At 62.5% G+C, this 21959-nt stretch carries 21 protein-coding genes; 8 read left to right on the forward strand and 13 right to left on the reverse strand.

The features are described from left to right. Positions 1-152 precede the first annotated feature (152 nt). From AB6809_RS12715 to AB6809_RS12730, 4 genes are all read left to right on the forward strand, one after another. Positions 153-2408 carry an ATP-binding protein gene (locus AB6809_RS12715; RefSeq protein WP_371026778.1) on the forward strand — a complete coding sequence of 752 codons (2256 nt, stop codon included), beginning with the start codon at positions 153-155 and terminating at the stop codon, positions 2406-2408. A 317-nt stretch (positions 2409-2725) separates the two neighbouring features. Next, positions 2726-3742 (forward strand): ATP-grasp fold amidoligase family protein, encoded by a 1017-nt coding sequence (locus AB6809_RS12720; protein WP_371026779.1) that lies wholly within the window; start codon positions 2726-2728, stop codon positions 3740-3742. Positions 3743-3977: 235 nt separating this feature from the next. Further along, complete coding sequence (locus AB6809_RS12725) at positions 3978-4979, forward strand: glycosyltransferase family A protein (protein WP_006046631.1); 1002 nt, start codon at positions 3978-3980, stop codon at positions 4977-4979. A gap of 54 nt (positions 4980-5033) precedes the next feature. Next, positions 5034-6257: an acyltransferase family protein gene (locus AB6809_RS12730; protein ID WP_114158024.1), complete on the forward strand. Its 1224-nt coding sequence runs from the start codon at positions 5034-5036 to the stop codon at positions 6255-6257. 18 nt (positions 6258-6275) lie between these two features. Here AB6809_RS12730 and AB6809_RS12735 read toward each other — a convergent pair whose 3' ends face one another. Next, positions 6276-7127 carry an alpha/beta fold hydrolase gene (locus AB6809_RS12735; RefSeq protein WP_107707483.1) on the reverse strand — a complete coding sequence of 284 codons (852 nt, stop codon included), beginning with the start codon at positions 7125-7127 and terminating at the stop codon, positions 6276-6278. A 124-nt stretch (positions 7128-7251) separates the two neighbouring features. Here AB6809_RS12735 and AB6809_RS12740 point away from each other — a divergent pair, with 124 nt between their 5' ends. Together AB6809_RS12740 and AB6809_RS12745 are read left to right on the forward strand one after the other, a co-directional pair. Further along, complete coding sequence (locus tag AB6809_RS12740) at positions 7252-8073, forward strand: LysR substrate-binding domain-containing protein (RefSeq protein WP_307260939.1); 822 nt, start codon at positions 7252-7254, stop codon at positions 8071-8073. Positions 8074-8141: 68 nt separating this feature from the next. Continuing rightward, positions 8142-9062, forward strand: a complete 921-nt coding sequence (locus AB6809_RS12745; protein WP_371026780.1) for a DUF4922 domain-containing protein — start codon at positions 8142-8144, stop codon at positions 9060-9062. 39 nt (positions 9063-9101) lie between these two features. On the opposite strand, the gene AB6809_RS12750 is transcribed toward AB6809_RS12745, so the two are convergent. Both AB6809_RS12750 and AB6809_RS12755 read right to left on the reverse strand, forming a co-directional pair. Further along, positions 9102-10343: an NAD(P)/FAD-dependent oxidoreductase gene (locus AB6809_RS12750; RefSeq protein ID WP_371026781.1), complete on the reverse strand. Its 1242-nt coding sequence runs from the start codon at positions 10341-10343 to the stop codon at positions 9102-9104. Between the two features lie 28 nt (positions 10344-10371). After that, complete coding sequence (locus AB6809_RS12755; RefSeq protein ID WP_006046625.1) at positions 10372-11172, reverse strand: ABC transporter substrate-binding protein; 801 nt, start codon at positions 11170-11172, stop codon at positions 10372-10374. Between the two features lie 238 nt (positions 11173-11410). On the opposite strand from AB6809_RS12755, the gene AB6809_RS12760 reads away from it, so the two are divergent. Together AB6809_RS12760 and AB6809_RS12765 are read left to right on the forward strand one after the other, a co-directional pair. Beyond that, positions 11411-12379 (forward strand): ornithine cyclodeaminase family protein, encoded by a 969-nt coding sequence (locus AB6809_RS12760; RefSeq protein ID WP_107707486.1) that lies wholly within the window; start codon positions 11411-11413, stop codon positions 12377-12379. Positions 12380-12485: 106 nt separating this feature from the next. After that, positions 12486-13130 carry a transcriptional regulator gene (locus tag AB6809_RS12765; RefSeq protein ID WP_006046623.1) on the forward strand — a complete coding sequence of 215 codons (645 nt, stop codon included), beginning with the start codon at positions 12486-12488 and terminating at the stop codon, positions 13128-13130. 18 nt (positions 13131-13148) lie between these two features. On the opposite strand, the gene AB6809_RS12770 is transcribed toward AB6809_RS12765, so the two are convergent. The 10 genes from AB6809_RS12770 to AB6809_RS12815 form a co-directional block, all read right to left on the reverse strand. Continuing rightward, entirely contained in the window at positions 13149-14144 is a 996-nt protein-coding gene (locus AB6809_RS12770; protein WP_371026782.1) for an MxaL protein, read from the reverse strand. 44 nt (positions 14145-14188) lie between these two features. Continuing rightward, positions 14189-14764 (reverse strand): tetratricopeptide repeat protein, encoded by a 576-nt coding sequence (locus AB6809_RS12775; RefSeq protein ID WP_371026783.1) that lies wholly within the window; start codon positions 14762-14764, stop codon positions 14189-14191. Next, positions 14761-15750, reverse strand: coding sequence for a VWA domain-containing protein (locus AB6809_RS12780; RefSeq protein WP_029965954.1), 990 nt, complete (start codon positions 15748-15750; stop codon positions 14761-14763). The genes AB6809_RS12775 and AB6809_RS12780 overlap by 4 nt, the downstream gene beginning before the upstream one ends. Then, positions 15747-16682, reverse strand: coding sequence for a calcium incorporation protein MxaA (locus AB6809_RS12785; protein WP_371026784.1), 936 nt, complete (start codon positions 16680-16682; stop codon positions 15747-15749). Before AB6809_RS12785 ends, AB6809_RS12780 begins: the two co-directional genes overlap by 4 nt. Beyond that, positions 16679-17548: a DUF58 domain-containing protein gene (locus tag AB6809_RS12790; RefSeq protein WP_044020005.1), complete on the reverse strand. Its 870-nt coding sequence runs from the start codon at positions 17546-17548 to the stop codon at positions 16679-16681. Before AB6809_RS12790 ends, AB6809_RS12785 begins: the two co-directional genes overlap by 4 nt. 3 nt (positions 17549-17551) lie before the next feature. Continuing rightward, complete coding sequence (locus AB6809_RS12795) at positions 17552-18571, reverse strand: MoxR family ATPase (protein WP_107707491.1); 1020 nt, start codon at positions 18569-18571, stop codon at positions 17552-17554. 53 nt (positions 18572-18624) lie between these two features. Continuing rightward, the gene (locus AB6809_RS12800) at positions 18625-19611 is read right to left on the reverse strand and encodes a LysR family transcriptional regulator (RefSeq protein WP_029965957.1); all 987 of its coding nucleotides are present in this window, start codon (positions 19609-19611) and stop codon (positions 18625-18627) included. Between the two features lie 12 nt (positions 19612-19623). Then, the gene (locus AB6809_RS12805; protein ID WP_051153870.1) at positions 19624-20391 is read right to left on the reverse strand and encodes a hypothetical protein; all 768 of its coding nucleotides are present in this window, start codon (positions 20389-20391) and stop codon (positions 19624-19626) included. Positions 20392-20513: 122 nt separating this feature from the next. Further along, entirely contained in the window at positions 20514-21425 is a 912-nt protein-coding gene (locus AB6809_RS12810; RefSeq protein WP_006046614.1) for a substrate-binding domain-containing protein, read from the reverse strand. A 28-nt stretch (positions 21426-21453) separates the two neighbouring features. Then, entirely contained in the window at positions 21454-21873 is a 420-nt protein-coding gene (locus AB6809_RS12815) for a c-type cytochrome (protein WP_006046613.1), read from the reverse strand. Positions 21874-21959 lie beyond the last annotated feature (86 nt).

The following is a 21959-nucleotide window of genomic DNA, read 5'->3' on the forward strand; positions in this document are numbered from 1 at the left end:
GGCCGTTCCGTTAGAGACGCCGACCGTTTTGCGCTGCATCTGCCGAGCGCGCTTCTTCAGGAAAGCGCCATCGCCCTTTGCAACGCATGTTCCGCATTACAACCGGCGGGTAAATTCTTCGAAAGGAGAAGCTCTCGTCATGGCAGTCAAAGATGCTCACTAGCACCAACCCGTCTCACGAGGACACGCACGACACCGGCCATTTCGTCCAATTCTACGAATCCGACGCGAGCTTGACCGAAGACGTGGGCGTCTTTCTGCTGCGAGCACTCGACGCAGGCGGCAGCGCGATCGTCATCGCCACGGCCGATCACGTCGCGTCGCTCACTTCATGGCTCGATGCGCGCCTGACTGCGCCCGCGCAATCCGCCTCGCATGACGCGCTTATCCTGCTCGATGCCCAGGCTACGCTCGATCGCTTCATGGTCGACGGCTGGCCCGACGAGGCGCGCTTTATTTCGACGGTCGGCGCTGTCGTCGCCAAAGCGGCTCAGCGCGGACAGCCACTGCATGCGTTCGGAGAGATGGTCGCGGTTCTCTGCGAGCAAGGACTCGGCGATGCCGCGTTGCGTCTTGAGGAGCTCTGGAACCGCCTCGCCGCGCATCACAGCTTCTCGCTTTTTTGCGCCTATCCTGAGCACCTCTTTCCTGGTGCCGAGCAGACGCAACTGTTTCGCCACATTTGCCACGCACACCATCATGTTCTGGCCGGCAGCCCGTTGCGCGATGCCGGCAGCAAGGAACTGCATCTGCGACTCGCACTAGCCGAGCAGCGCGCAAGATCGCTCGAAGATGAAATGAACCGCAGAAGGACCGCCGAGCATCAGCGCGACGCCGTGTTGATGAACTCTCCGGTCGCGTCGGCGCTTCTTCTTGGCGACAAGCACACGTTCCAACTCGCTAACCCGCGCTATCTCGACATGGTGAAGCGCGAGGATCTGCTCGGCCGCGCGTATCTCGACGCGTTTCCGGACGAGCGCGGCGGACCGATTGCCGCCGCGCTCAAGCACGTTTACGAACATGGCTTGCCGATCGTGCACGAGGAGTATCGAACCGGCAATATCGGCGATATCGGCAGCATCGGCAATTCGCTTTCGACACGCGTTTACACGCTGCATTTCGAACCGTTGCGTGCATCGTCGGGGAAGATCGAGGGCGTCATTCTCAGTGCGGTGGAAGTCACCGGCTACGTGCGTGCCCGCGAAACGCTCGAAAAATCGCGTGCGGACCGCGAGCTTCTGCTTGCGGAATTACGCAAGGCGAATGGCGCAAAAGACGAGTTTCTTGCGATGCTCGGACACGAACTGCGCAATCCGCTCGCGCCCATCGTCAGCGCGCTCGAATTGATGGAGCGGCGCGGCACTGATTCGGCCGCACGCGAGAGGGCCGTTATTCAGCGTCATGTCGATCATCTCGTGCGCCTCGTCGACGATCTGCTCGACGTTTCGCGCATCATCCGCGGCAATGTCGAGCTGGACAAGCGCCACGTCGACGTGCACGAGGTCATCACGAAGGCCGTGGAGATGACGAGCGTACTCGTGCAGCAACGCGCTCATCGTTTGAAGATCGAAGTCGATGAGGCGCTCGAATGTGTCGCTGATCCAATGCGGCTCGCGCAGGTCATCGCCAATCTGCTCATCAACGCCGCGAAATACACGCAAGCGGGCGGCGAGATCACGGTCAGCGCAATGGCCGCCGACGCTGACCATATCCGCATCCGCGTGTGCGATAACGGCATGGGCATTGCGCCAGACGTGTTGCCTCACGTCTTCGATACGTTCTATCAAGGCACGCAGACAATCGACCGCGCCGAAGGCGGGCTCGGTATCGGGCTCGCTCTCGTCAAGAACTTCGTCAAGCTGCATGGCGGACACGTGGAAGCAGCGAGCGGCGGCCCCGGTTGCGGCAGCGAGTTTACGATCGTGCTGCCGCGCGCGTCGTCGGAGACAACGACCGGCAATGCGAGCGAAGCCATCCGTGTCGCGGAGCCTGCGCCAGTCGTCGTGCCTCGTGATGAGCCAGACAGCAGCACCCGGCAACGGCGCATATTGCTAGTGGACGATAACGTCGATGCCGCGGACGCGCTCGCGGAACTGCTCCGAAGCTATGGTCATTCGGTAAAGACTGTCTACGACCCAACGGCGGCGCTTGCCGAGGCGAATACTTTCAGGCCCACTGTATCCGTGCTCGACATCGGGTTGCCGGTCATGGACGGCTATGAACTCGCCCGGCAGTTGCGACTGCGTTCGGGCAACCGACCGTGCGTGCTGGTCGCGTTGACGGGCTACGGTCAAAAGGCAGACCGCGACCGCAGCCATGCGGCGGGTTTCGATCATCACTTCGTTAAACCGCTGAAGCCCGCGGATTTACTGGAAGTAATCGACAACGCATCAGACGCGTCGCTCTAAAGTCGATAGGCTTACGGCCTCCCTGCATTACGGCCGGCGAATTGAAAATCATTCGCCAATTAGCAGCTTTGCGCTGTTCGCTTCGGCCACTTTCTTTCGATTGCCAGACACCGTTATGCCTGGTGATTGGCCGTTGGCCGCGGCTGGCCTATCCACCTCCCACAAAAACGGCCGCTTTCACTGGATTAGGCCAAAACACCTTCGTTTAGCGACGCCTTCAATTGCGCAGGGTTCCGTGCGTTAACCTCGCATCGTGATACATCGGGAAGCCTGGCCGGGCTCCGATTGTCGCGCGAACTACTTACGGGATTCGAAAAATGACGACGACCAACTCAGTACAATTTCCGGGTGAAGCCGGTACTTCCGTACCGCAACAACCAGCCAGGTTAGCGGAAAGCACGGCTCCAGTGCGGCGGCAATCGACGCTGCGCAAGCTCAAGGAAGCAGCCAAGTCGCTACTGCCGACGCCGGTGTTTCTAAGCCTGCTGCATCACAAGGAAATAGGTCGTTATCCGAATCTGCTTCGCCCCACTACTTTCAACGAAAAGATCCTGCAAAAAAGCCTGCGGCCCGACCCGTGGTTCGCGGAGTTGACCGACAAGCTCACGGTTCGCGAGTATGTCGCGAGAAAGCTCGGAGAAGAACATGTGATACCGCTACTCGCGGCGCCCGATATCTTCACGAGAGAAGTATTCGATGCGTTGCCGAACTCGTTCGTGATGAAGGCGAATCACGGCAGCACCTATGTCGAAGTAGTGAGAGACAAATCGACACGCTCTTTTGAACAACTGAGCCAGCTTGCAAATCACTGGCTGACGCTCGACTTCTACAAGATCGCGCGCGAAAAACACTATCGCGAGATCAAGCCGCGCATCTTCTTCGAACGACTGTTGCTCGACAATAGCGGGCAGATACCGGCGGATTACAAGCTGCACTGCTTCGGCGGGCGAAGCGGAAAGCCGCTCATTTATATTCTCGTGATCTCCGACAGGTTCGGCGCCGACACGCGCGGCGACATCTACGACACCGACTGGAATCATCTCGACATGGCCATTGGCGCGTATAAGCCGAGCCCGAAGCCCGCGCCTCGTCCCGAGAACCTGGATGCGATTCTCGCCGCTGCAACCACGCTATGCGGCGATTTCGACTATGTTCGCGTGGATCTGTACGCGCCGGATAACCAGATCTACTTCGGTGAGCTGACCTTCACGCCGGGGGCCGGCGTGCTGCCCTTCACGCCCGACCGGATCGACTACGAGTGGGGTCAACTCGTGCCTGACGCATTCCTGTCGACCAGGCCGCCTTTACCGATGCATTCGGTCAGCGCTGCGTAACGCTTGCCGATTTTTTTCGGCAAATTTGTCGCTCGTCTGCGTGGCGTCTGGGCGCTTGTTCCCTGCTTTACCGAAGCCAAATCGAGTCGCTGCCCGCTGTGTTATCGACCGCACATATCGCATTACCGTTTGTTGGCGGCGCAACCAACGGAAAGGTAAATTGATTTGTGCTAGTTCGGCAAATGTCCCATGCGACCCGATGTGCGGTTGCGGTTCACGACAGTGGTGAATAAATATGCAAAACGTGACGATCGTCATCTGTAATTACAACTATGGCCGCTTTCTCGCCAAGGCAATCGACTCAGCGCTCGCCCAGGATTATCCCGCGACGCAGGTGCTCGTGATCGACGACGGATCGACAGACGGCTCTCGCGACATCATTGAAAGCTACGGCTCGCGCGTTAAAGTGTTCTACAAGCAGAATGGCGGCCAGGTCTCCGTCTATAACGACGCGGTCAATATCATCGACACCGAATTCGTCATGCTGCTCGATTCCGACGATCTACTCTATGCGCACGCGGTGTCGAACGTAATGCGAGTGTTTGAAACGGGCAACTTCGTCAAGGTTCAATTCCGGCTCGACGTTATCGATCCGACCGGCAAACCTTCCGGTACTTACGTGCCGCATTCGGCGGCCCCGAGCGACTGCGGCAGCCTGCTGCGTCAGGGCTGGCTGTATCCGTCGCCGCCGGCATCGGGCAACGCGTACCGGACAAGCGCACTAAGGAAGATATTCCCCGTGCCGGAAGCCAACGTGAATCGTTACGGCGCGGACTTCTATGCGATTTACGGTGTCGCGCTGGTCGGAGCCGTCGCGACGATTTCCGAATCGCTCGGCGCATACCGCGTGCATCGCACGGAAAACTGCGGGATCGATTTCGCGAACTCGGAAAGCAACGACAAGGCACCCAAGGCGTTGACCAAACGCTGGGCGATTCTGCGGCAGATGGCGCGCGCGCGTTTGGGCATTGAACTCCCTCTTTGCTTCTATGACTTCTCGCTCGAAAAGTCGTACTTCTGTTCCGCCGTTTATCAGGCGCCGTTCGCGAAGCGCTGGCGATGGGTGAGCCGCCAGTCGCATAGTTACTTCCGCTCGATCCTCGGCAATCCATTCTGGAGCTACAAGAAAAAGATCGGCACGCTGGCGCTCTCAAGCCTTTGCCTTCTACCCTTTTCCGCACTCTCCGATTTTGCCGTTCGCTATATTGCCAACCCTCTTGCCCGGCGTCGCCTTTAGTCATCCAAAACGAATTCCGATTGAGATCGCAACCCATCTCGCATGGACCTGATGATGAACAAGTTCGTTGGCCTCGACGTGCTGCGCTTCGCACTCGCCGTTTATCTGATGGTCTTTCACTCGATACATCAGTACCCGCAGTACGTGACGTTGCCGTTGATCGAACTGGCCAATCTCGGCGGATTCGCCACCAGTTCGTTCTTCATTCTGTCGGGCTTTATTCTGGCCCACGTCTACTTCGGACGCACGACTGAACTGCGCGGCGGCACACGCGAATTCTTCGTGAAGCGCCTGTCCAATCTTTACCCGGTGCATCTCATCGCGCTTGTGCTGGTGCTTCTCGTCTCAGTGGCAGGCACGCGTGGGTTTCAGCAGTTCGCAATCATGTCGCTCGACGATGCAGAGCATTTCGTTACGCTGAGCCCTGCGGAAACTGCCGTCCATTACGTGCTGAACCTCTTGCTGCTACAGGTGTGGTATCCGCTGTATGGGTCGGTGAATCCGCCGTCGTGGTCACTGGCGACATTGTTCTTCTTCTATCTCGCCTTTCCATTCTTTGCGCCGCGCCTTCTCAAGGCCCGGAACAAGTACCGGCTCTTGGTCGTGCTGTGGGTTCTTTATCTGATTCCACCTGTCGCCGCCACGCTCATGCACTGGTACGGTCCAGCCGCGGTCGGCTTCGTCACGCGCAATCCGGTGCTGCGGCTGCCTGAATTTCTCGCGGGTATCGTGGCGTATGGACTGTTTCGCGAGGGGCAACTCAATGCACTATACGAAAGCCGGGCGAAGGTCGTCGCAGCATTGCTCTTCTTTGCAGGCTCGTTCGCGATTGCCGCGTGGCTCGAGTCGCACGGGCCGCTTAATACGCGCTATGTCGTTCACAACGGCGCATTGATGCCGGCCGAAGTGGTGCTCGTCATCGTCTTCGCGGGACTCGCGGTGCCCGCGCGATTCGCGGCACTCTCGACTCGTCTCGGCAACTCGGCGCTGTCCATCTTTGCGATTCACGTCCCGATCTTTCTGGTTCTCATGAAAGTATTGAAGCTGCTTTCGATCGGAAAGTCGCCGCTATGGTGCGCTGCGCATTTCTCCGAATGCGTCGCGGCGTCGAAAGAAGTCATACCGAGCATGGCGACGTATCCGCTGTATCTGATTGGGACGGTCATCGCGGCTGTGTACTTTCAGGAGCGGCTGGTCGCGCCGTTAAGAGACTGGATTCGCAGCCGATTCCTCACGACGCGGCCGCGCGCGCCGGCAGCCGGCGCCAGAAGTCTTTGAGAGAACTTTCGCCGCCGCTCAGAAGCTCGCAAACGAATGCACGAGCCGATTAAAGGCGCCCGCGTTCGACACATTCATGCCGTGTGACGCGCCCGCGATTGTCTGCTTGTCCGCGTAATCGATCCACTCCGCGAGCTTCTCGACGTTGTTGCGGAACATACGCGGGCTCCGTTGGCCCTCGATCAACAGCGTTCTGCATTGGATGCTACGCGCGGCCTCACGCGAATACGCGGGCAACGGATCGCGAAACTGCTTCGGCAAGGTCGCTGCGTTATCGGCGGCCATCGTGCGAAACGCAATCGAACTCTTGCGCCACGAGCCCGGCGCACTAACGGAGTCGACGAAAAGCTCGAGCCCCGCTTCGATCTCGCCGCCTTCGATCAACTCCGCCACGCGCGCGCGCAGCGCATTCGTCGCGGCCGGCAGCGCGGCCTCGGCCATGCCGTCCATCTGCAACGGACCGCCCGGATCGGCGAGCGTAAGCGTCTTGACAAGCCGCGGATACTCGCGCGCCATGTGAAAGGCGACACAGCCGCCGCGCGAATGCCCGACCAGATGCACGGGCGCGATGTCGAGCGCCTCGATGAATTCCGCGAGTTCGGCGACATGCGTCTGCCAGCCGAATTCGCCCTGAATGCACGCCTCGCTCGCCGGCCAATAGTGGCTCAGGCTCACGGAGATGCAGCGAAAATGCTCCGACAACGCCGCCGTCTGCGCGCTCCAGTAGCGGTAGTCGCACAGCGAGCCGTGCACGAAGACGAGCGGCTCACCCTGTCCGCACTCGACGTACGGCACGCAAATGCCCGACGCAATCGTCGCAAACGACAGCTCGGGCGCGGCTAGCAGGGAGAAATCGGTTCGGGCGTTCATACACTGGCTCCTTTGCCAGCACTATGCCGCACGTCAACATTTAGGAAAATCGCGTAATATTGATGGAATCCATCTACTTTTCTGATACCGCGCCTTGAAAGCTCTTGATCTCGACGTCATGACGATGATCGTCGCCGTGGCGGACGCCGGCAATATCAGCCGCGCGGCCGAAGTCGTGCACCGCTCGCAGTCGGCGGTAAGCATGCAGATCAAAACGCTCGAAACCGCGCTCGGCAAGCCGCTTTTCGTGCGCAAGCCGAGAAGCGTCGTGCCCACGCAAGACGGCGAAGTGCTGCTCGCCTACGCGCGCCGCATGCTGGCGTTGCGCGACGAAGCATGGGCCGCCGTGGTCCGTCCGGACGTGACCGGCCGCGTGAGCATCGGCGTGCCGGACGACTACGCGTCGTCGTTGCTGCCGCCCATCCTCAAGAAATTTTCCGCGACCTATCCGAAGGTTGAGATTCGGGTGGTCGGCCTGCCGAGCGTCGCACTCGCGCCGATGGTGAAGGACGGTTCGGTCGATCTCGTCTGCGCGACGCGCGTGAAGGGTTTGGCAGGCGAGTTTCTGCGACTCGAGCCGATGGTGTGGGCCGCGTCGCCGAGCGCGCACGACATCTGGCGTGAAAGGCCCTTGCCGATCGCGGTGTTCTTGCCTGGCAGCGTCGCGCGCGAAAATGCGATCCGCAGCCTCGAACAGGCGCGAATCAGCTATCGCACGTCGTATGAAAGCCCGAGCCTGATGGGACTCGTGTCGATGGCCGAAGCCGGTCTCGCCGTCGTTCCGCTCGCGCAATGCGCCGTTCCCACGCACTTCGCGCTGCTCGGCCAGGCGCAGGGCTTGCCCGAAATCGCGGCGCTCGAAGTGGTGCTCGCGCGCAGCACGGCATCGAAGCGCCCGCCCTGCGATTTTCTCGCGGAGAAGATCATTGCGGAGTTGAGGCGCTAGGTCGTCGTTCGCGCGACGAGTGTATAAAGTAAGCTACATGTCGCGCAAAACCGAAGCCGCTCATTGCCATGAACACGCCTCCTCGCGAATCATCCGGCACCTTGTGGTCCGCCATCGTGCGCCAAACCGCGCATGCACTGGCTTGCGGCGCGTTGCGTCGCATACAGACGCGCCTCGTGACGATTGAAGACGGCGGCGTGCGGTTCCTGATCCGGCAAGTGTCGAGCCTCGAACGCAAGGAGCAGCACGCGCAACAACGCAAGACGGAATCGCCAAGCAATCGCGCAGCCAATCCTTTTCTGCCCTGCGAGCCCGATCTCTTGGTCGCCGATTTATCGGACACGCATATCGTCCTGCTCAACAAGTTCAACGTCATCGACCACCATCTGCTGATCGTGACGCGCCGCTTCGAGTTGCAGGAAAACCTGCTGAATCCAGCGGATTTCCGCGCGTTATTCGATTGCATCACGCAGTTCGAGAGCCTCGGTTTTTACAATGGCGGCCCGGCTGCCGGCGCGAGTCAGCCGCACAAGCACTTGCAGATCGTGCCGCTGCCACTCGACGAAAGCGCGCCTCATCTGCCGATCGAGCCGTTGCTCGCGGCTGCGCGCAACGACGGCACGGTCTGCACCGTGCCCGGCCTCGGCTTTGTGCATGCGTTCGCCGCGCTTGATGAGAAGCTCGCGGATAGGCCGCAGGAACTGGCCCGCATTGCGTTCGATACGTATCTGCGTTTGCTCGACGCGAGCGGTTTGCACTCTGTGGATGTGGACGGCGAACCGCGGCAGTCGGCGCCCTACAACCTGCTCGTCACCACGCGATGGATGATGCTCGTGCCGCGCTCTGTCCAAAGCACTGAGGGCATCGCAGTCAACGCATTGGGGTTTGCCGGTTCTCTTTTTGTGAGGAACGATGCGCAGATGCAAACGATCACGCGGCTCGGTCCAATGAATGTGCTGCAACGCGTTGCGGGAACGATTGCAGCCTAGAGGGTTGTACGCAAGCGGACGCAACTGAACGCGAAACGTCTACCCGAACCGCTCGACCCGAAACGGACGCGCGTCCACAAAAGGCTCTACGCCCGTCATCATTTCGGCGAGAAGCCGCCCGGTCACCGGACCGAGCGTCAATCCATGATGGTTGTGGCCGAAACAAAACCATAGACCTGTATGACGCGGCGCCGGTCCGATGATAGGCCGCATGTCGGGCGTGCACGGACGCAAGCCGAGCCACGGGTTCGCATCGAGCCGCTCGCCGAGTCCAAACACGGACTTCGCCGAGCGCTCCGCGCGTTCGAGCTGAATGCCGGTCGGCTTCGCGTCGCGCCGCGCGATCTCGACGCCTGTGGTGAGCCGCAGGCGCCCTTGCATTGGCGCGACCACGTAGCCTTGTTCGGAATCGACGTAAGGCATGGACAGCATCGGCTTCGTCGGCCGATAGTGCATGTGATAGCCGCGTTTTGCGCGCAGCGGAATGCGATAGCCGAGCGGTTCGAACACCTGGTCGGACCACGGACCGAGCGCCACCACCACCTCTTTGGCACTGATGCTGCCCGCCGATGTCCGCACGGTCCACGCGCCCGCTTGTGCTTGCAAGGTCGTCGCATCGCCGGTCAACAACGTGCCGCCGTCCTGTTCGAAGAGACGCGCGTAACCCTTCGTCAGCGCCCCCGGATTCACGATGCTTTTCGGGTCCTGCCAGTGCAGCGCGCCGCAGAATCCATCCGCGAGACCGGGCTCGTGCGTCGCCAATACCGTTGCATCGAGCGCGACCACGCGCAGTCCATGCGTTCGCGCGGTGGCCTCGGCGGCCGCCGCATTGCGCGCGAATTCCGCGGGCGTGCGAAACGCCTCCATCCAGCCTTTGCTGATCGCGAGATCCGCGAGACCGGCGCGGTCGATCAACAGATCGTGCTCCGCGACGCTTTGACGAATCAGCGGCAGCATGTCACGCGCGGCGCTCATCAGCCGCTCGGGCGACGACTCCCACCAGAAGCGCGCGAGCCAGCCCGCGAACGACGGCAACGCGCGATAGTCCCAGTAAAGATCCGTCGACTGGTTGCGCGCATAGCGCAGCAGCGTGCCGAGATTGCGCGGAAACGCGTAAGGCACGACCGACGACGACTCGATCAGCCCCGCGTTGCCGAAACTGGTTTCCTCGCCGGGCGCCCGCCGGTCGACGAGCGCCACACGCCGGCCCCGGCTCTGCAAATGCAGCGCAGCCGACACGCCGACGATTCCTGCGCCCAGCACGATCACATCGAAATCCATAAGCTCGCTCTGCTGGCTCCGCAACACATTACTTCGCGATGATGTCGCGATTGAAGTACTTCTGCGAAAGCGCGCTGAGCGTGCCGTCTTTCTTCAGCGCCTCGAGCGCCGCGTCGACCTTCTTCGCGAGCGCCTTGTCGCCCTTGCGCAAGCCGAAGCCGGTTCCTTCGCCGAGCGTGGCCGGATCGCTGAGCGGCTGACCGGCAATCGCATAGTCGTGGCCGGCCGGCTTCTTCAGGAAGCCGTCTTCCACCGTTTGCGTCTCCTGCACCGCGGCGTCGAGCCGGCCCGCGACGAGGTCGGTGTACACCTGGTCCTGATCCGCGTACGAGACGACCGAGACGCCCGCGTTCGCCCAATGCGCCTTCAGAAAATCTTCCTGCGACGAACCTTGCAGCACACCGACCCGCTTGCCCTGCATGCTCTTCACATCCGGCATCAGGCCCGAGCCGCGCTTCGCGACCATCACGATCGGCACGATATAGATGGGCCGCGTGAAGTCGATGGTCTGCTTGCGCTTGGCGGTGATGTTCATCGCCGAATTGATGACGTCGAACTTGCGCGCCTGCAACGCGGGAATCAGGCCGTCGAACGCGTTTTCGACCCACTCGCATTTCACGGCCATCTTCGCGCACACCGCGTTGCCGACGTCCACGTCGAAGCCCTGCAATTGACCCGTGGCGGTCTTGCTTTCGAACGGCGGATAGGCGGCTTCAATGCCGAAGCGCAACGTGTTCTGGGTTTCCGCGCTGGCCGTGCCGACGGAACCGACAGCACCGGCCACAACAGCAGCGGCGACGAAAAGAGAGAGTTGGAGTTTGCGGAGCATGGTGGTTCCCTGTCTGTTGGGGATCGCGAATCAGCGGCACGAATGGGCGTCGCCTGTCTGCCTGGAGAGGCCGCGCGAATGTCGGTGAAAATCCGCGTCCGCGCCCTCTCTGGAACAACAGTCTATTCTGGACTCGGGCAAAAGCAAGCGATTTTTAAAATAAAAGTCCAGTCTGGACTTTTTGACTTTAGAATGGCCGTGACGCCGGATACCGGCAAACGTTGCGGAGAGCAGGCACATGAGCACGACACATACGGACAAAGCGATTCCTCTGATCGTCGACGAAGAAACGGTTCGCAAAGCGCTACCGCATCTCGACGTGCGCGGAGCCTTGACGCGGATGTTTCGTGCGCTCGCGAACGACGCGGCCGTGCAGCCGCCGCAAACGCTCACGCTCTTTCCGCGCGGCGCGGGCGACTTCATCACGTACCTCGGCGCGATGTCGGACGCTCAGGTGTTCGGCGCGAAGCTGTCGCCCTACATCGTGACCGGTTCGAAGCCGGTGATCACCGCGTGGACCGCATTGATGTCGATGCAAACCGGCCAGCCGCTCATGTGGTGCGATGCGGGGCTGCTGACCATCGAGCGAACGGCCGGCACCACCGCGCTCGCCGTCGAGCATATGGCGCCACTCGACGCGCGCACGCTGGCGGTCGTCGGCGCAGGCGCGGTGGCGCAGGCTCATCTTCGCCATCTCGCGGCGCTGAGGCCGTGGACTGCCATTCGCGTCTTCTCGCGCGATCTAAAGGATGACGAAATAACGCAGAAGAAAATCACGGCGCTCGATGAGCGCATCGACATCTGCACGCGCATTGAAGATTGCGTGGCAGACGCCGACGTCGTCGCGCTGTGCACGTCGTCCGGTACGCCCGTGCTGGCGGACGGGATGCTCGGCAAGCCCGCGCTCATCACATCGATCAGCACGAACGCGGCAAACGCTCACGAGATCCCGCCCGCGTGGATTCCCGCAATGGACGTGTACTGCGACTACAGACAAACCACTCCGGCAAGCGCGGGCGAAATGAAACTGGCCATTGAGCAGCACGGCTGGCAAGCACGCAACGTGGCGGGCGATCTGCCCGAACTCGTCGCCGGTATCGCGGCGCGGCCGTCCTATGAGAAGCACGCGTTTTTCCGCTCGATTGGGCTTGGACTCGAAGACGTGGCAATCGCATCCGAACTCTTCAGGCATCTGACCGCGCAATAGCGTCGATGCAGCGATGCCGCCTAAGCGGCCGCACGCGTCGCTCATGGCAAAATGACGCGCGAGCCGACGCGTTGTAGCCTCTGCGAAACCGGAACCCACCTGCCCTATGCGAAAGACCAAGACAACGGCCACGCGCCGCCTGCTTCTGGATCGATACAGCCGTGTCGCGGACGGCATCGCGCTGCTTTTTTTCCCCTACGTCGAGATCGTCATTCACGACCTGCACAGCCAGACGGTCGCGTACATCGCGAACAATCTGTCCAAGCGCGAGATCGGCGACGAGTCCGCGCTGGAGGAAATCGATCACACGGTCGAGTCCGGCACGATCGGGCCTTATGAAAAGATCAACTGGGACGGCAGGCGCATGCGCTGTGTGAGCACCGTGCTATTCGACGACGCGGACGTGGCGGTCGGCGTGATGTGCGTGAACTACAACATCGCCGTGTTCGAGGACGTCAAGCATGTGATCGACCGCGTGATTTCAGGTGCGGGCGTCGTGAAGCAACCCGAGGAACTCTTCAAGGACGACTGGCAGGAGCGCATCAACACGTTTCTTCACGCGTGGCTTCAGGAGCGTCAACTCGCGCTGAATTCGCTGACGCGCGACCATCGCCGCGAACTGGTGGAAGCGTTGTGGGCCGAAGGCGCGTTCAAAGGCAAGAGCGCGGCGAACTATGTGGCGAGCGTGCTGGGAATGGGCCGCGCCACCGTCTATCAACATATCCGCGATCTGCGCGGAGCAGCCGCGTAAGTGGGCGTATGCAGCGCGCTATTCGACCAGATCGCGGTTGTGCGCGGCGGCGTAGTGAGCGCTGTCGGCAGGCGATGAGCTAATCGCGCGAGCGCGCCGCGCCGGGCCAAAGATTCGCGCAACAGGCGTCGTACCAAACCGCATCGTCTCTAGAGAAACAGCAGTCCCCGGCAGAAAGCGCCAGACGAGCAGCAGCAGCGCGAGCACCGCGGGACACCAGCGCAAATCGGTCGGCACCGTTTCGCGGTGAGCGAGCCGCGTATCGAGCATCGCGTCGCGCAACGACTCCGCGTCCATCAAACGCCGATAACCGAAGCCGACCTGCCCGGCCACCGCGCTCAAATAATGCCCTTGCAACGCGGACCGTTCCTCGTGACTGGCCGCATGAGCCGCTGACGCATGCATCTGCGGAACCTGCACGACCTCATCCGCCTGCCAGTAGCCGATGCGATTGCCGTGCGCGTCGCTGCGCGGAATCGGCGCCGGCTGATCGCCGCCCACGCCGATCAGCCAGCCCTTCACGTGCGCGGGATTGATGTCCTGCTTGAGTGCATCGGAGGGCAGCAGCGGCGGCGCTTCCTGGCCATCGGTGACGAAGACGACTGCCGTGCTGTCGCCAATCTCCTGCGCCACGCGAACCGCCGAATAAACGCCGCCCTCGGCGATGCGGCTGTAGTTCGTCCAGCGCATGTGCCCGTCGATCCGATCGAGCGACGCCAGCAGCGCATCATAGTTGCCGCACACTTCGACGGGCGGCAGCAGCAGAAAACTGCGCTGCCCGGTGAACGCGCTCCAGCCGATTTTCGAACCGCACGGCAATTGCCCGAGCGCCTCGCGCATCGCCGCACGCGCGAACACGAGCCGGCTCACCGGCGCACCGTCGAGCATCGCATCTTCTACGTTCATGCTCTGCGTAATATCGAATGTGACGATGTAGCTCGACGTATCCCGCGGCAACGCGACCGGCGGCATCGCAAGCGCGAGAATCAGCAGCACGAGCGCGGCTGCCGTCATCCAGTGACGTCCAGTAAAAAAGCCTCGCATGGATGCGCGCAGGCTCACGGCAAGTCCCTGCTTTCGGGGTCGCGCACCTTGATGTCGTGCTGCTCCTTGACGTCAGGCGCACTTGACGCGGAACGCGTCTCGGGCGCGAGCCACAACGCACGTTCGAGGTTGTAGCGCGCGTCCCAATCGTCGGGTGCAATGCGCAGCAGACTCCGATAGCGGGCTTTCGCTTCCTCGACCATCGCAAGCGATTCGACCGCGCCCGCAGGGCTATGTCCGATGCCCTGGCGCAGATACAGATTGCCGAGATCGAACAGCGCAGCGCGTCCAGTGTCGCTCTCGGGCTGCTCGCGAATCAGCGACTCGAAGAGAGGACCCGCCGTGTCGTAAGCGCCCTCTTTCGACAGCGCGATCGCACGCGCGAGTCTGACTTGCGGCGCGTCGTCCATGCTGCCGGCGTTGCGCGGCGCCTGCTTCGCGGCTGCCTTGCCGGCGGTAGCGGTAGCGCTGGCGGCCACGACCTGATTCACCTCCTCCGCGTGACGCAACCGCAGCCCGTCATAAGCGGCCACCGCCGCACAACACAGCGCGACCGCCCCGAAGATGATATGCACCGACGCGCGCTTCATGCCCACACCCGAACCTGAAAGAACCGCAATGCGATGAGCAGCACGCAACTCGCAAGCGCTGCCGCGAAGCAATACGAACTCAGATCCTCGCGCGGCAAACGCTCGACGAACGTCGTCTGCGCATTCTGCTGCCGGTTGATTTCGGCCATCGCGTCCCTCATTGCTTTTGCATTACCCGTCTGGAACAAACGATAAGGTGTCTTCAGCGAAAGAAAATAGCGGTGCAATTCCGCTTCCGCCGACGACTCGCTCGCCGGCACCTTCGCATTCAGGTCGGGACTGTAAATGCTGCTTCGCAAGTAGATGAAGTAGAGCGCGATGTCATTGCGCAGCAGGCCGTCTTCAATCAGTTGACGCACACGCGCATTGAGCTTCGCGCCGCCGTCCGACACGAGCACGATTGCGCGGCGGCTCGACGAATGCTGCTGATTGAATTCGCCGATCGCAGTCAGCAGCCCGAGATCGAGTTGCGTGTCGGGCATGCCACGGCCCACGCTCGTACCGGCGATGGCGGCGTCGATCGCGCGATGGTCGTACGTGAACGGCATCGCCAGCAACGGGCTCGTGCCGAACATCATGAACGCGAGCCGGTCGTTCGGCCGCTGCGCGACGAACTCCGTCAACGAAGCGCGCGCCACCTTGTTCTTCGATTCGCCCGCGCTGACCTCAACGCCCTTGCTGTTGATCGGCTCGTCCATGCTGGCGCTGCGGTCCATCAGAATCAGAATCTGCGCGCCGCTGCCCGTGCGCAATACCTCGCGATGCGAGCGCCCAGGACCGGCCAGACCGACGACGATCGCGAGCATCGCCAGCACGGCGCTGCCCTGCGCGACGGCGCCGATCCAGCGTCCCGCGCGATCGTCCGGCAGCCACGCGATCCACGAAAACGCGAGCGTGTCGGCGCGGCGCGGCAGCAGCGGCAGCAATGCGAGCGGCAGCAGCGCGAGCAGCCAGGGATGAGCGAAGTCGAGCGCCATATTGTTCATCGCTGATGACGCTGTTCCGCGCGATACAGCGCCTCGCACAGCGTCTTGAGCGGATAGGCCTCGGCGGTCGACGCGCGCACGAAAAAGCGTTCCGCCGATTGCCGGTAGAACTGCTCCAGTTGCGCGCGCAACGGTTGCAAATACGGCGCCCGCGCGAACAGCGCCGGCAGCGAACCGCCATGCACGACATGACCCGCCGTTTCGTTCAACGCGCGATGCAGGCAAAGCCACGCATCCGTGGAGGCATCCATGCGCGGCTCGGGGTCGCGCTGCGCGCGTTGCATGCGCCGCATTTGCCGCCACGCGCGCGCGAACGGCAGCCGCGCCGACTCGCGCGCATTGCGCCACCACCACCAGCCGGCCCACGAGAACAAGGTCAGCAACGACAAGCCCGCAGCGATGCCGGCCTGCCGGCGCAGCGGCGCAGTGGACAGCGGCAAAGCCTGGCGGTCGGGCCGCAGCGCTTGCAGATCGCCGGCATTGAACGGATTCGCAGGCGTCGCGGGATCGATACTGATCGGCCACTCGGCGACGCGCAGCGTCGCGCCCGACGACGACGGCAGCGTCAACGCGGGCAACGCAATCTGCGTGAGCGCGGTCGGCACGTTGACGAGCTGATAGTCGATCGCCATCCAGCGGCGGCCCTCGTCGTCGGTCTCGGTGCGAACGCGCCGGCGCTCGAGCCACGTATCGGTGCGGCCGAGCGAAGGCGGCGTCACCGAGCCAATCTCGCGGTCGCCGTCTTGCAGCAGTATGCGTTGCGTGAGGACATCGCCGAGCAGATAGCCGAATGCGCGCGGCTCCTGCACGGTCGGCTGGAATACGGCGCCGCTCGCGGCTGCTGCGTTCGTGGACGGCAATAGCGAAGGCAGCAGCACGATAGCGACGATCGTCGCGGCCCGTATGCGGCGTAGCGTTCCCCCGAATCTCATGCAACGGCCTCCAGAAAGTAGCGCGACATGGCCTCCGGATCGAAAGCGCTTTCGATAAAAAACGGCTGGATCGCGCGCTTGCCGAACATCTGCGAGAGTTCGCCGCGGCGTGTTGCAACGCCTTCGCGCCAACGCTCCCGCACGCCGGCGCTCAGCCACAGCGTGCGCCGCGCGCCGGACTCGGCATCGCTGACCGCGAGCAGCGGACCGCCCGCGGGCGGCACGGTCTCCGCTGCGTCCCATATGACGATTGGCACGACGTACGAATGCACCAGCAAGTCGAGCGCGGCGGGTAAGGCCGCGAGCGGCCAGTGGAAATCGGAGACGATAAAGACCAGCGCCTGACGGCCCGCCAGCGTCGACGCGACGCGCCGCAGTGCGTCCGCACTTTCGCCGACGTCATTCGACGCCGCGCTCTCACTCCCGCGCAGCATCGTCGCGAGCAGATTGCCGATGCCGCGGCCCGAGCGCGCCGGCATGAAAAGATCGTCGCGTGAAGCATGATCGAAGGCGAGCATGCCCAACGGATCGCCCACACGAAACGCGCTATAACCCAATGCCTCGACGAAATCCGCGGCCACCTCCAGTTTCGTTTGACGGCTGCCGAAGCGCATCGACGCGGACACATCGACAAGCACCTGCACCGGCACCGCCGCGCGCTGCAAATGCACCCGCACGAGCCATTCGGAGCGCGCCGCGCGCACGCTCGCCCGCAGATCGAGACGGCGCGGATCGGGATAGTCGAAGAGGCGCCCGTGCATCGCGAATTCCTGGCCAGCGCCGAAGCTCGATCCACGATGCGAGCCGGGCCGAACGCCCGATGAGCGCATCGGCAAACGGTAGTGGAATTCCGCTATCTCGTTCATCGCTCAAGGCACCGCCAGTCTGCCGACGATCTGCGTCATCAACGCCTCCGAGAGTTCCTGGCGGCGCAATTCGTAGATCGGCGTGAAGAACACGCGGTGGCCCAGCGCGGGCAGCAGCACCGCGTGAATGTCCTCGGGAATCAGATGCGTGCGGCCCGCGAGCCACGCGACCACACGCGCCGCGCGCAACAACGCGCTCATGCCGCGCGGACTCGCGCCCGCCAGGATGAGCCGCTCCATGTCCACGCCGCCGAGCGCGATGCCGAAGCGCTGCGGCGTTTCGGTAGCCTGCCAGATGTCCAGCACGTAGCGCTCTATCGTCTCGCTCGATTGCACGCTGTGCTGGATCGCCGCGCCGATCTGATTCAACTGCTCCCACGGCACGATGGCCGGAGAAAGGCGCGCGAGCAGCCGGTCGACGTCGTGATAGTCGGCATCGAACACGAGCGCGCGGCGCACCTCGGTGTCGTCGGGCGTCGGCATGCCGAGTTCGAAGAGAAAACGGTCGCGCGCCGCCGACGCCAGTTCGAACGTCTCTTCCTTCTCGACCTTGTTGCGATCCGCGAACACCGTCATGTGCGGAAAACGATATTCGCGGTCGAACGCCCACACCGAACGCTCGGCCATCGCACGTAACAGCAGCGACTGCACCTGCGGACGCGCGCGATTGATCTCGTTGAAGAAGAACGTGGTGAGCCGCTCGCCGTGCCGCAGAAGCGGACCGGGATCGATACGCGGCCTGCCTTCGGCATCGACATAGGTGTGATAGACGAGATCGCCCGGCATCAGATCGATCGTGCCTTCGACGCGCTCGAACTCGCCGCCCACCACGCGCGCAAACGCGCGCAACACGGTCGTCTTGCCGACGCCGACGCCGCCTTCGAGCAGCACATGGCCGCGCGCAAACAGCGCCACGGTGATGAGCCGGATCACCTGTGACTGGCCGATCACCGCGCCCGCGACTTCTTCCTCGATATGCAGCGCATGCAGACGCCAATCCTGAAGCTGTTCGCTGGAACCCATCGGTGCAATCTCCTATGGCGGGCACACATCGCGCCGCCGGCAAGAAAAACGCTTCACGCGGATGCGTCGTCGACTGCCTTTAACAGAACCTTCGATCTTCCCGGCGACGGCACGAACCCCGCATACTCGCGCTCCAGATAAGCTGCGGCCTCCTCGAGCAGGAACTGCCGGAAGATCATGCAGGTCGGCGAAAGCTGCTTGGCGCGCAAATGCACGATCTGCCACGTCCGCTCGATCGGCGTGCCGTTCACATCGAGCAGGGCGAGTTCGCCGGTACGCAGTTCAAGCAGCAGCGTGTGCAGCGAAATGAGGCTCACGCCCATGCCAGCGATCACCGCCTGCTTGATCGTTTCGTTACTGCCCAGCGTGACGACTTTCGCGGGCGTGAACAGATGCTGGCGGAACATTTCCTCCGCGGCCATGCGCGTGCCCGAACCAGGCTCGCGCACCAGAAACGTGTCGCCGCGCAGCTCCTGCAAGTCGAATCGTTGCGCGCCCACGAGCGGATGATCGACCGGCGCGATCACCACTTGCGGATGCCATGCGAGCGGCTCGGTCGTCGTGTCCAACTCCGGAGGCGGCCGGCCCATGATCGCGAGATCGATCGCGTTGTCCTGCAACAGACGCAATAGCGCGTCGCGATTGCCGACCGAAAAGTGAACGTCGACTTTCGGGTAGATGCGCGAATACATCGCGAGCAGCTTGGGCGCGAAATACGTCGCGGAACTGACGATGCCCACCGCGATCGAGCCGCTGTCGGCCTGCTTGAGCGAGGTCATCGCATCTTCGGCGTCCTTGATCTCGCCGAGAATGCGGCTCGCGTGATGGCTGAACTTCTCGCCGGCCTCGGTCAATGCGAGCTTGCGCGCAATCCGTTCGAACAGACGCAGGCCCACGGCTTCCTCGAGTTGATGAATCTGCATCGACACGGCCGGCTGCGTCAGATGCAATTCCTCGGCCGCGCGCGCGAAGCTCGTATAGCGGCTCGCCACGACGAAAATCTGCAACTGACGCAGCGTGAGCGAGCGGATGAAATTCAAGGCCATGCGCCGCTACCGGCTCGCGCGCGGCGCGTTCGACGGCGTGACGGGCTCGTTCGGCGAACGCGGCGCGTTGTTCGGCGCGCCAGGCGCATTTGGTGCATTCCCCGGCGGCGTCAGCTTGCGCAACACAGCCTGAAAACTGAGCGCGCGGCTTTGCAGCGGATGCGCGAAATCGTTGTTGGCGCCCGGCACTTCCGTGCGAATCATCGCGACCTGGCCCGGCACCGTACTCGCGATCAGAAACGTATAGCGCTTGCCGGTGTATTGCGGAAAACGCGCGGCGTTGGGATCGTCGAGATACGGCTGCACGACGATCTGCTGCGCCTTCACCGCCTTGCCGCCGATCTGGCTCGTCACCGTTTCGATCTTCGGCCCGGCGGCGAGCGCGAGCCGCAGGCGCTGCTGGAAATAGCGGCGCTTTCCGCCCGTCAACTGCTCCATCTCGGCGATGTCGCGCTCGAGAAAATAGATGATGACGGGATTGCACTGCAAGCCGCCGTTCGGCAACGGAACCGCGCCGCGTTTATCGGACACCTGGGCGTCGCCCTTCGCGTTGTCGGCGCTCGTCACGAGCACCTTGACAGTGTCGCTGCCGTGCGCGGACGCGTCGGAGCTGAGCAACGCGTAATCGAGTTCGGTTTGCTGCTCGACGCCGTGCAGATGATCGGTCGTGAAGATGAGCCGCTCGGCGGGCGAAATATCGCTCGCGCCCGGCGCGGATGCGGGTGCAGGCGTGGCCGCTTGCGCGTTGGCTACAACGACGCCCATCGCACCCATTGCGCCCGTCACGCATGCGATGCTCGCGGCGCACGCCGCGAGCACGCGCCGCCTGCCGTTGCCGATACCGCCGCTCACGCCGTCGTCAGGAATACCGCCGGGAAACCCACCACACTCCGCCGTCATGGCGACGCGTCCGCGGGTTTGCCCGCCGGTGCGTCGACCGGTTTCAGCAGCGGCACTTCATAGCTCGTGAGAATGCTGTCGATCTTGTCGTGATTCGCGCCGATCCATTGATCGACCTTGTCCTTCCACGCTTTCTCGCCGTAGCGCACGCCCATCGAAATCGTATAGTCGAAGCGGATGCCCGGCGTGGCCGGGAACGGCACGAGCTTCACCGAATCGCCCGAGCGCTTCGCGAAGTAACCGGCAATCGGCCCCCACAGAAACACCACGTCGACATTGCCCGCCTGCAGATCGCGTTCGATCATCTGGCCGGGATATTCCTGCGGATCGCCGCTTTGCACCTGATACGACACCGCCTGATCGATCAGGTTATGACCGAGCAGCCAGTCGACGGCAGGCGTCTGCGTGAAGATGCCGAAACGCAGTTTATGAAGCTGGTCGGGCGGCAGCTTGAGCAGATCGTCGGGCGTATTGATGCCGGCCAGTTCGGGCCGCTTCTTGAACACCATTGCATACGTCGAGCGCAGATAGGGCTGCGTCGTCGATGTCATGTCGTAGCCTTTCGGCACGCCGATGATCAGATCGCATTTGTACGCGCCGGTATCGGCCACCTTCTCGCGCAACGTATGACGCACGAAGCCCATGCGCTGCGGAAAATACGTGTATTCGAGCTTGTAGCCGAAGTCGCTCGCCATCTGGCTCGCGATGCGGTTCTCGTAACCTTCGCCCTTGTTGTTCGACAGGGGCATGTTGTTCGGGTCCGCGCAGACGCGCAGCACGCCGTCGGCGCCGTCGTTGTTGGGCAGCGCCTCGCCCTGGGCGCGCACTGCGCCGCTTGCGAGCGCCGCATAGCAAAGCGCGCCTGCCACGAGCGCCGCATGCACGTGCATTGAATGACGATGACGCATCGATCACCTCCTGAAGTAAAGCCGCGCGCTATTTTGCGTCGATGGCCTGCAGATCGCCGGGCTTGATCTGCCCGTCCGAACGCCCTTTCAGATAGGCGTAAAGGTTCTCCCAGTTCTTTTGCATCATCTGGCTGGAACTGAAGTCGGGCATGCCTTTCTCGACCCGCCCGCCAAACACGGTGCGATGAAACTCGTTCTTGTCGAGCGTCTTGAACGCCTCGACGAGCGACGGCCCCACCATGCCCTGCTGCTGCGCGCCGTGGCAGCGTTCACAGGCAAGCGCGCGCCAGGTCTTCCATCCTTGCAACGTGTTGCTGTCCACCTTGCTGCCGTCGACCACCTTGTACGCCACCTGGGCAATCGCGGGATTGGTCTGAGCGTACGCGACAGGCAGCACGACGAAAAGGACCGGCAACGCCGCTCCCAACAAGATTGATCGGCCTTTCATATGCAGATGTCTCCTCGATCCTCTGGAAAGGGCCGCGCCGGCTGCTTCGTGCAGCGACGCGGACCCATGACTCAATTGAACCAACT

It is taken from the genome of Paraburkholderia sp. RCC_158, from assembly GCF_041355255.1.
Taxonomy (GTDB): Bacteria; Pseudomonadota; Gammaproteobacteria; order Burkholderiales; family Burkholderiaceae; genus Paraburkholderia; species Paraburkholderia graminis.